The following is a 9,972-nucleotide window of genomic DNA, read 5'->3' as shown; positions in this document are numbered from 1 at the left end:
CTTCGTTACGGGCGACCAGCAGCCGCGAGCTTGGCGGCCTCATCGGACATGCCGCGCCTCTTGTACGCCTCCTCAAGCTGAGAGGCAATGAGGGAGGCGTTGCCACGCTCCTGCTCGGCAGCGACGGACGTGGTGGACTCGCCCAGGCCCCGGACCTGACCCACGCCGGCCGCCTCGGCCAGCGAGGCGAGGTAGGACGCCTCGGCGGTGACGAGCTGGTCGACGCGGGCCTTGAAACCGGCCTCGTCCAGCTTGTTGTCCTCGGTCAGCGGCACCTGCTTGAGCGCCTCGTCCAGGACGCGGACGCGGGCGGCGGCCGGCATGTCGGCCTGGGTGACCATCTGCACGGCGATGGGGCGGGCGGACTCGGCGGCGCGCAGGCGAGCCGCCTCCTTCAGCGCCTTCTCGGCCTCGGCCTTGGCTGCGGCAGCCTCCTGCAGCGCCTGAGCCTTCTCGGCCTCGAGGTTCTTGCGCGCCTCTTCCAGCTCGCGCGCCTGGTCCTCGTTCAGTTCGGGCATCTCGCCCTCCCTTTCGTTCTCGACGGCGGGCGAGCTGCCCGGCTCGTTCTGGGATTCCGCCACCTCGGAGGGCGCGGGGTCTGTAGTAGTTGGCTCGTCGTGGAGCGTTTCGCTCATGGCGGCCGATTCGGACGGCGTGATGTCGTCCCACAGGTCTCGCTCGTACAGGTGCGGGACCTTCTCGGCGACGACCCGATTGAAGGCGCCGAGTCCTTCGCCGATGGCGTTGGACAGGCTGATGCGCTCGTCTCGGGTGAGGCGGCCTTCGCCGAACATGTCGTCGCACATCTCGGTGAAGGACCTGTGGATGCGTGACTCGATCCAGTGGCCGACGTTCCGGGCCTCTGTGAGCCGCTCGTCCTCTACCTCGGCTTCCCCCTTGGGCTTGGCCCTGGTGTCGACGGCCTTGCGCAGCAGGTCGCCCGACTGTGCGCGGGCTGATTCGAGCAGCGCCACGATCTTGCCTCCCGCTCCTGCCGCAGTAACGAAGTCCACCGACGCGGCTTCTGTGAGGCCGGTGACGATGGGTCCGCGGACGCCTTCCTGCTGGGATGCTTCGACGGTGCCGGAGGCCCGGATGCTCATCCCGATGTCGCTGGCCATGGCTTCGATGACGGGCGCCCAGTGCGGGTACACCTCGACATCGGCGTATAGCCCGTCTCGCTCGTAGACGGCGGTGGAGGCGAGCCGTCCGGCGAGGTCTCTGACGGAGCGTTCGGGCCGGTCGTAGGACTCGGTGGCGCCCGGGTGGTCGAGGAAGACCGGCAGGCCCTCCCTGAAGACGCCGGCGTCGCGCTTCAGCATCGCGGCCGGGTAGTAGCCGCTGGAGCCCTGCACGTCCCCTGCGATGATGCGGGCCCGGAACTTACGCCCCTTCGGCGCCTGCCCGCCGGCTGCCTCGGCGAGCGAGACGTGCTCGCTCAGCGCGTGCTGCATGGGTCTCTCCGCTTCGTCGAGAGCTTGTGACATGGCGTCTCCCCAGGCGCTGTGGTGAGGGCCGTCGATGGTGATCCCCCAGTCGCCGCCGTCTGCGGGCCGGATCTCCATGCGGCTGTCTTCGCTGCCCCAGTCGCCCGTGATCTCGACGGAGACCTTGCCGGCGTTGGTCGACACGGTCTTGCTGTAGGTGTCGCGGGCGGGGGTGTCGGGGTCGTCCATGTCGTCGATGAGGGCATCAATCGCCTTGTCGATCTTGGCGAATGAGGAGCGGTTGAAGGTGACCTCTCCGCCCGGCGTGCGGATGCCGATCTTCTTGCCGTCCACGAACACGTCAGCAGCGCCGTTGCCGGTATCCACGCGGGACGACAGGCCGGTCTGCTCGTGAGCGCGTTCCATGCGGGTGATGTCCCGGTCGGCGAGATCCATGGTGGGGCCGTCGTCGAGGGCGAGGTTGACGCCGCCGCGCTGCCGGGTGATCTTGCCGATGCCGGGCAGGGTTTCGCTGTCGCCGTCGTCCCAGTCGGTGGATACGGCGAGCGTGTCGAACAGCGACTTGGCCTGCTGCTTGCTCAGCTTCTTCGAGTTGGAGCCGTTGCTGATGCTCGTCTCGCCGCCGGCGGTACGGGAGATGGACGCGGTGCCGCCCTTGGACAGGGTCACCTGGGAGGAGGCGATCGTGTCTGGCATGCCGAGCCGGCCGCCAGCAGCGCCCCTGCCAGACCCGCCGGTGGAGGGCTTGGAGTGCCTGCCGCCGCCTCCCGTGGAGGCGAACTGACCGTCGCCGTCGCGCGGGTGCTCGCTGGGGTCCCACGAGTGACGGCCTTCGTCGAGAAGGGCGGTCATGATCTGCTCCCCCCTCGCGCGATGCGCTCCAAGTCCTTCACAGGGCGGACGCCGTACGAGTCGCGCCAGCCGGTGGTTGTGCGGCGCTGCGACAGGTCGGACCAGGCGATCTGGCCGGAGTCGAGGAGTTCGAGACGGCGGCGGCCCATGATGGCCAGCCGCTCATCCTGCGGAAGTGCGTCGAACACCTCGCGGGCGTCCTGCACGGCGTCGGGCGGCTCAGGGATGTCGAACCCGAGGTCCGCCCACGACTTGGTCTTTGGTGTCCTGCTGCATCGGCCTTGCTGGTGGTCGATAGGGCCGGGCTCGGACATCGGATGCACGGTGCCGTGCATGGCGAAGCATGACGGGCAGGTGCGGCCTCGGCTGGAGTTGAGTTCGGCCATCCACACCCAGCCGTCCAAGACGTCCTCGTGCTGCTCCTGGCCGATCTCTGCTGCCTGCCGATGAGCGTCGAGGGTCTCGGTCCTGGCGAGGTTCAGCGCTCGCGCCAAGCCGCCGTTGAACTCGCCCTCGAGGTTGCGCATCATCCGTGCCGCCGCGGTGCGCGGGTTGTCCCCCACGACCACGCCGCGGATCAGCTCGCGCTTCATCGCCGCTGTGGCCTCTTCTGCGAGCGGCCAATGCTTGGCGTGGATCTGCTCGGCTGTACGGCGGACGATCGCGTCCACGGTGTCGGGCCGGTGGCGCCTGTAGCGGGCCTGCAAGGCGAGCGTGGACCCGTACGGCAGCTGCGAGGCGACAAGGTCGCCCTGCCCGTCCAGGGCGATCCTGGCGGCCTCAGAGACGCCAGCGAGGGTCTGCGACCGCGTCAGCTCAGCGAGGCGAGTAAGCGCCGCGGCGATCACGTCCAGAGCTGACATGGCTCGCGCCGTTTGCTCGATCACACGGCGGGACGGCCATTTCCCGTCACCGGCTTGAAGGATCTCCGTGATACCGCTCGCGACCTCGAAAGCGATGTCGTCCCAGGCGCGCACCCAGGCAGCCACAAGCGTCCGGGTGATCGTGTCGAGGATGGACCCGACGGCGCGCCTCATCTGCTCTACCAGGCGTAGCGTCTCGGGGGTGATCGCCATGGATCACCCCCGAGCTATTTGTCCTCGTCGTCGGGTTCCTCGTCCTGGTCTTCCTCGTCAGGCTCCGGATCCTGCTCGGGCTGCTCGTCTGGCTCGTCTTGGCGGCGGCCTGCCAGCAGCTTCGCGGGGTCGTCGCCGCGGCGGAACGCGTCCACTGCTGCCTGCCCTGCCGCGCCTGCTGCGCCCTCGGGAGGCCGGAATTCGCCGTCCTCCCCCGTCAGGCTCTCGATGATGGAGTCGATGTCTCGCACGCCGAGTGCCTCCAGCAGGAGACGTACGACGACGAGGGGCGGCAGGTAGCCGGTCGCGTCGGCCTTGACGATGGAGTCGACAATGACCGCAGGGTCGAGGTCGTCGATGTCCGGCCAGGACAGGTCGAGCGTGCGATCGGTGTTGTTCGCCAGCTCGATGGCTTCGTTGCCGTCCTCGTCGCGGGTGACCTTGCCCTTCAGCGCGCCCTGGGGCGCCTTGACGGCTTGGTCGATGACGTAGTCGAGGATCTGCCGGTATGCCTCTCCCCACACCGACCTGCGGAGCTCCATGCTGCGCTCGGTCGGCGTGTCCAGAGTTTCCGCTGTGGCGCGAGCTCCGGTGGTGCCGGGATCGCCGAGCAGCATCGTCACCGGCACGTCCAGGGCTGCGGCCACCATGGCCGCGAGCGGTCGGCCGGACTCGGAGTCGATCGTCGCACCGCTCTTGGGTACGGCTTCGAGTGCCATGTCGGGCGTCATCAAGGCGGTGGCGCCGGCGTGCTGAGGTTCGCCCGAGTAGCGGTCGGTTCCTGGGCCTGCGGCGATCCTGGCGCGGGCGGCGGCCTGCTTGCTGCCCTTGCTGGTCAGCTTCCACGCGAACCGGCTCAAGCTCTTGATGAGCCGGGCCCAGTCGGTGAGGAACTCCTTGTACGCCTGCGCCCAGTCGATCGCCGCGTACGAGTCGGGAACGCCCCACTTCCAGCCGAGCTGGCTGTTGACCTTGACGTGGTAGACGGGCGCGTCCCAGTACACCTCGGCCAGGCCGGCGTCGCCGTACATGGGGAACGACAGGCGCCGCGGCTTGATGGGCGGGTTGTAGCCGAGCGCCGGATAGTAGGCGACCATCCGCTCCTGCACCACGCCGGATTCGGTGCGGCGGTCCTGCCACCATTCGCGGCGGTAGAACCAAGGCTCGCTGCGGTCTTCGGGGTTGCAGATGACGTCGGTGATCTCGTCCCACGGCAGGGTCCGCACCTGGACTCGGCCGGTTGAGGGCCGGGTGAACAGGGCGAGGAACACGTTGCCGTCGGAGTACAGGGCCCGCTCGAGCTCCTCATGCGCCTGGTCGCCGGTGAACGTGCGCCGGTTGCCGGCGTCGTCGAGGAACTTTTGCACCACCGCGTTGACGTCCTGCCCCTGCTCCCCTGTCGCGCGAGCGCTGATCTGGATGCCCTGCCCCCACACGTAGCCCGTCCGCAGGGACAGGCCGCGGCGGAGAAGCGGCGACTTGATCGTCATGATGCGGCAGACCGCGGTGATCTGCTGCAGCCCTTCACGGCTGAACTCCTGCTCGGCGTACGCGGTGAGGCGCTGCCAGCCCGGCTCGTGCATGCGGGCTTCGAGGTCAGCCATCGACTCGCGCAGATGCTCGACCATCTGCCGTTCGGCCCTCACCACTTCGGCCAGTTCCGTGCGTCCGGTGACTCGGTAGAACGTCTCTTGCAGGCGGGAGGCGAAACCCACAGCGGCCTCCCTCGGCTCAGTACGGGCTTATGGCGTAGCTGTCGAGTTCGTCGTCCAGCTCGGTCGCGTCGATGATCAGGTCTCCGGCGAGGATGGGCGCGAGCAGCATCCGGTTGATCGCCTGGGTGCAGGCGTCTACCTGGTCATCGTGGGCGGCGTTGGGGAAGCCGTTGTGCTCCTGGACGAACCCGCCGACCCAGGGGCACAGCTCAGGGGCGGGAATCCAGACTTGGCCGGCCTCGATGAACGGGGTGACGGCGCGGGCCCTGGCCTCTTTGGATCCGTCGGGCTCAACGGGGACGAGGCCGGGCACCTGCCGGGACAGCGAGTTGATAACCGCGGTCCCGTTGGCCTTGTCCTCCACCAGCTTCAACGTGGCCTGGGGCCACTTCGCCGCCATCCGCCGCAGTTCAGCGCACGTCTCGGTGAAGCTGAGCCGGTCGTGGACCTGGTCGAGGAGGAACAGCTCGAGGCCGTATCTTGCCCAGACCTGGCCTACGACGTAGTCGGAGCCGTCGGTGTTCTTGAACGTCATGTCCCACGACATGCAGACTTCGTCCGCGCCAGGGGCCCAGCATGAGCCGTCGGGGCGTTCGATCCACCGTGGCGAGGTGTACTCGCGCCACCATTCGCGCTGGAAGATGTCGCCGGCGGCGGGCGCGGGTCGGCCCTGGTAGAGGCTGGCCCATGTGCGGGAGCCTGAGCGGACCTTGATGGCTTCCCACTGTGCTCGGGTTCGGCCACGGGCCGACTCCATGAACTCGCCCGGCTCACGGCCGAGCGGGTCGACCTCGCCCTTGTTCGGGTCGTGGTCCGCCTGCGCGGGGATGTTGACGACCCGCCACAGATGCCCGTCCTCCGCGGCGAGCAGGCGGCCGGCGAGGTCGTCCTCATGCCAGCGGGTGAGGATCAACACCACGGGCGCACCCGGTGCGAGGCGGGTCGCTGCGACGTCGGTCCACCAGTCCCATGCCCGCTCGCGGAACACCGCGGAGTCGGCTTGGGCCCGGTCCTTGATCGGATCATCGATGACGAGCAGGTCTACTGGCCGGCCTGTGAGGGCTCCGCCGATGCCGGCCGCGTAGACGCCGCCCTCATGGCCGACCAGCTGCCATTCGTGTTGGGCTGACAGGTCGTCCCGGACGGACAGGCCAAGCTCGCCGCCGTGGACGATGATGTCGTCACGGATGGCCCTGCCCCACCGGCGAGCAACACCGTGCTCGTAGGAGGCGATGGCGATCCGCGTGTCAGGCTTCTGCGTCAGCGCCCACAGCGGGAACCGCCGAGACGTTCGCTGGCTCTTTCCCTCCTGCGGGGCGACCGAGATCACGAGACGCCCGTCCGGGGTGTCCAGCAGTCGCACGAGCTCGTCGTCGAGGAGGTCGAGCATTAGCGTCTGCCGCGTCTTCGGGTCGAGATGCCGGGCGAGGTCACCAGGGCTGGCCCAGCGGCGGCGAGGTGGCTCGAAGAGGCGGGCGGCAGCTTCCCAGGCGGTCAAAGTCATGCCGCCCCCTACAGAGAGTGACATGCTTGCTGATCAGGCAATCCCATGATCAATCTATGCCCGTCTCACCGACCGGATACCGGCACTCCCGCACCCAGGATCACGCTGCGTTACGCAATCGCCCGGAGATGCCGGGGCACCACTGTGCCGACCATCTGCCGCTGCTCATCCGACAACTCAAGGTCGTCCAAGATGCGCCCAATCACCGAAGCGATCAGCGCCCCCTGCTGCTCAGCCAGGCGCACCTGCCGCTCAGCGATACCCGCAGCCAGCGCCGCCTTGCTCACGTCCGTTAGGTGCTTGCGCTCTTTTTGGTACAGCTCCAGCCACACGTTCGGCTTAGCCGCCGACGTCGTGTCCGTTCCAGTGAACTCGCCATAGCCTTTGTCTACCTCCTCGACAACGCCCCACACCAGCTCATCCTCGTCGAGGTCGCGCACCTTCTGCTCCAGCCACGCCACGTGGCCAGCACTACGATGCACCTCCTCGAGGAGAGCCGAAGCAGGGTCCACCTCGCGAGGCAGGCCGTACGTGGCGACCGCTCGCCGTGCCATCTCTGCCTTAGCAGCGGCCTTGTGGGTTGGCGTGCTCCCGCCGTGGTGCTTGCACTTCCCGATTCCGGGGTGGTCGGTGCCCCAGCCAGCAGGATGACCACACGTCTGGCCGCCCCGGTTCGTCCCGCCGCAGCGGGCACCGCCATGGCCAGTGCCGTTTTGGTTGTCGTTCATGGCCTGTCCTCGCGTCCTGGGACGACGTCGATGGCGTGGGCGTTCATCGGCATCGCAGGTTGGGGGCGACGGCGTCGCTGGACAGGCACCACATGCCCGCCTCGGCGCCGAGGTAGGCGTCGGTCACGAGGAGGACGAAGCAGGCGAGCCAGATGGCTATATGCCAGTACCAGCGCGCTTCACAGCCTGTGGCGAACGCGAGGATCGCGTTGCCGAGGCCGAGGACTCCGCCGAAGCCGAGGATCATGGCGATGACCAGGAATACTTCCGTTGCGGTTGCGAGCATTTGTTCTCCCGGTATGGCGACGGCCCCGAGTCCGGGAGGGTCTCGGGGCCGTCTACCTGCGGTAGCGAGCCGCAGGATCTTGGATGGGGTTAGCTGTCGATCAGCCCGGTCTGAGCGAGCGTGAGCAGGCACAGGCCGGCACACACCAGCACGAGGACCCACGCCTTTTGGATGGCGGCGACGATCCCGCCGGCGGCGAACGCGATGATGGCGAGCAGGAGTAGGACGTCCATGTGGAGCCTCCCTGGTCTAGCGGTGGGGTGGGTGGCGATCAACCGTTCACGTGTTCGAGAATGCCTGGGTGGAGACGACTCGGGTTGAGCTGCAGAACTGGCCACACGACCGCGGGCCCGGCGGATGGGTCGTACCTGAGGGGCAGCTGATGGCGCGCTGGGTCGTCTCGCGCGTGCACGCCCGATATACAGCGCCCGAGGTGCCCGCAGGTGCGATAGACGAGCGGGGCCGGCCGGTGCGGCGCAGGTTCGAGATGCGCGCCTACCTCGTTGATCTGGACGGCGAGAAGTATGGGCTGCCCGACTACCTGAACGTGCTCGTGCATCAGGTGCCGCCGGTCGGCTGGTGGTACGTGAAGGCTGTCGATGGCGACTATCTGGAGCGGATCGAGCGCTACCGGGACCCTGACTAGAAGTTGTGGAGACAGCGAGGGCACGCGTCCGCCGCTTGGAACTTGCTCAGCGGCCACGGCATCACCATGCGCGGAGCGGCCTTGTTGTACTCGAGCTTCCAGTGGTCTTCGGTCTCGTAGACGAAGCCGCATTCGGTGCACGCTCGGAAGGGCTTGGCCTGGCTCTTGTCTAGCCTGGGCCATCCTGCGGTCGGGTCGGCATCTTGGATGACCGCGTCCGTCATGTTGACGGTCACGGGCGGACCTGCGCACCGGTCGACGATCTCGACCGTGTCTGGCACGACCAGAACGGTACGGGCACCACACTCGGCTCCAAACCGCTGCCACAGCTCCAATGCCTGCTCGTCTGGGACGCCTTCGACCTGGTCGACCACCAGGGCGTAGGGCTCCTTGACGACGCCCCCGATGGCGACTGTAGGGAGAGGGAGGATCTGGATGCGCATCGCTGCTCCAAGGGGGTCTTAGGGGGTCGAGGTGCGGCCCAGTCCTGACCCCCCGGAGAGGACGGGCCGCACGTTCAAGGGGTGATGTCGGCCTGGCCCTCTCTCGTGGACTGCTCAATCCAAGAGAGCCAGGCCGGCATCGGGGGCTCTACACAGCACGGGGAAGGGCTGTGGAGCTACGCAGCCTGCCGCGAGACGGCTGCGTGTCTGGGGATGTCTAGGGGCGTATAGGGCCCCGAAAATGCGAGAAGCCCCCCGGTGGTGGAGGGCTTCTCGACGGCTCTCGCCGAAGCTAGCAAGGCTGATCATGTCAGATCATCGTTGCGTGCGCAACTACCCTGCTTGCCGTGTCGGAACGGTCATCAGGTCGACGACGTCGCCGACGCGGAACAGCATCCGATCGTGGCGGTCGAGACCGGCCGGGGTGAGCCGCTTCCTTGACACCCACGTGTGGATGAGCGCGGGCTTGATAGGCCGCACCAGGCTGGTAAGAGCGCGGGCGATCACCGGTGCGGGAAGTTCGAGGTCGTTCATGGAGTTGAGCATCCACTTGCGGCGGGCTGCCACCTCGTAGCGCAGAGGCTTGTCCTCGTCGTCAACGCACCAGCGGCAGGTCGTGGTTGCGGCGCCAGGCTTGGCGTACAGTCCGCCGTCGCAGCCGTCGCAGGGGCCGGCGTAGACGAGGTCCCGCGGCGGCGTGTCAGTGGCGCGGCGGGCGTTACGCACAGCGGTGAGGATCTCCTCGACGGCGTCCGGGCCGGCGGGGTGGGCGATGAGAGCGCCGGCGTGCCGGTGGAGCCAGGGTGCGACGTGGGCGGGGTGGTGGTGGGGTTCGCGGCCGAGCTCGGCGTACAGGCAGGACGGGTGGGTGCATGTGCCGCAGGTGGGGCCTTGCAGGACCTGGACGGAGGCGACCAGGACGCGCGCCCAGCCGAGCAGGAGCACTGACAGATGCTCGGCGGCATCGGATGCGCGCTCGTTCCACGGGAGCGGCTTCTCAGTGCTGCGCCCGCCGACGCTGCCGCCGGTGAGGCGGGTCTGCCGGCTGATGGCGAGGTCCAGGTCCTCGAAGAGTCCTGGGACGGCGGCGAGTTCGCGGCGGAGTTCTGACGAGCAGGCGCCGCAGATCTTGAGCGAGCCGGGCATGATGCGGTCGCAGATGGCGACCGGGCAGGCGATGGCCAACGTGTCCCCCGTAGGTGTCGCTACGCTGTACGGGAGACCACTGGTGAGGCTGGTGGGCTGGCGAGGTTGTTGTGGGGTCGAGGCGGCTT

10 protein-coding genes are annotated in these 9,972 nt (G+C 68.1%); 1 reads left to right on the top strand and 9 read right to left on the bottom strand.

Annotation, left to right across the window (positions count from 1 at the left end; translation table 11 throughout):
- Window positions 1–5: 5 nt before the first annotated feature.
- From ABZX22_RS15745 to ABZX22_RS15715, 7 genes are all read right to left on the bottom strand, one after another.
- Window positions 6–2,300 (bottom strand): hypothetical protein, encoded by a 2,295-nt coding sequence (locus ABZX22_RS15745; protein ID WP_354909048.1) that lies wholly within the window; start codon window positions 2,298–2,300, stop codon window positions 6–8.
- The gene (locus ABZX22_RS15740; RefSeq protein WP_354909046.1) at window positions 2,297–3,376 is read right to left on the bottom strand and encodes a hypothetical protein; all 1,080 of its coding nucleotides are present in this window, start codon (window positions 3,374–3,376) and stop codon (window positions 2,297–2,299) included. The genes ABZX22_RS15745 and ABZX22_RS15740 overlap by 4 nt, the downstream gene beginning before the upstream one ends.
- 14 nt (window positions 3,377–3,390) lie before the next feature.
- Window positions 3,391–5,091 (bottom strand): hypothetical protein, encoded by a 1,701-nt coding sequence (locus tag ABZX22_RS15735; protein ID WP_354909044.1) that lies wholly within the window; start codon window positions 5,089–5,091, stop codon window positions 3,391–3,393.
- A 16-nt stretch (window positions 5,092–5,107) separates the two neighbouring features.
- Window positions 5,108–6,595 (bottom strand): phage terminase large subunit, encoded by a 1,488-nt coding sequence (gene terL / locus ABZX22_RS15730; RefSeq protein ID WP_354909043.1) that lies wholly within the window; start codon window positions 6,593–6,595, stop codon window positions 5,108–5,110.
- Window positions 6,596–6,705: 110 nt separating this feature from the next.
- On the bottom strand, window positions 6,706–7,323 hold the full coding sequence (locus ABZX22_RS15725; RefSeq protein WP_354909041.1) for a hypothetical protein: 618 nt from the start codon (window positions 7,321–7,323) through the stop codon (window positions 6,706–6,708).
- Window positions 7,324–7,366: 43 nt separating this feature from the next.
- The gene (locus tag ABZX22_RS15720; RefSeq protein ID WP_354909039.1) at window positions 7,367–7,609 is read right to left on the bottom strand and encodes a hypothetical protein; all 243 of its coding nucleotides are present in this window, start codon (window positions 7,607–7,609) and stop codon (window positions 7,367–7,369) included.
- A gap of 89 nt (window positions 7,610–7,698) precedes the next feature.
- Window positions 7,699–7,842 (bottom strand): hypothetical protein, encoded by a 144-nt coding sequence (locus ABZX22_RS15715; protein WP_354909037.1) that lies wholly within the window; start codon window positions 7,840–7,842, stop codon window positions 7,699–7,701.
- A 68-nt stretch (window positions 7,843–7,910) separates the two neighbouring features.
- On the opposite strand from ABZX22_RS15715, the gene ABZX22_RS15710 reads away from it, so the two are divergent.
- Window positions 7,911–8,255, top strand: a complete 345-nt coding sequence (locus ABZX22_RS15710) for a hypothetical protein (RefSeq protein ID WP_354909034.1) — start codon at window positions 7,911–7,913, stop codon at window positions 8,253–8,255.
- Here the strand turns inward: ABZX22_RS15710 and ABZX22_RS15705 are convergent.
- Both ABZX22_RS15705 and ABZX22_RS15700 read right to left on the bottom strand, forming a co-directional pair.
- Window positions 8,252–8,698, bottom strand: coding sequence for a hypothetical protein (locus ABZX22_RS15705; RefSeq protein ID WP_354909032.1), 447 nt, complete (start codon window positions 8,696–8,698; stop codon window positions 8,252–8,254). The genes ABZX22_RS15710 and ABZX22_RS15705 overlap by 4 nt on opposite strands.
- Before the next feature lie 333 nt (window positions 8,699–9,031).
- A complete protein-coding gene (locus ABZX22_RS15700) occupies window positions 9,032–9,883 on the bottom strand; it encodes a hypothetical protein (protein ID WP_354909030.1) in 852 nt (283 codons plus the stop codon).
- Window positions 9,884–9,972 lie beyond the last annotated feature (89 nt).

The organism is Nonomuraea sp. NPDC003804, from assembly GCF_040610675.1.
Classification (GTDB): Bacteria; Actinomycetota; Actinomycetes; order Streptosporangiales; family Streptosporangiaceae; genus Nonomuraea.
Note: the sequence above shows the minus strand (reverse complement) of the source record. Positions and strands in the feature narration are given on the sequence as shown.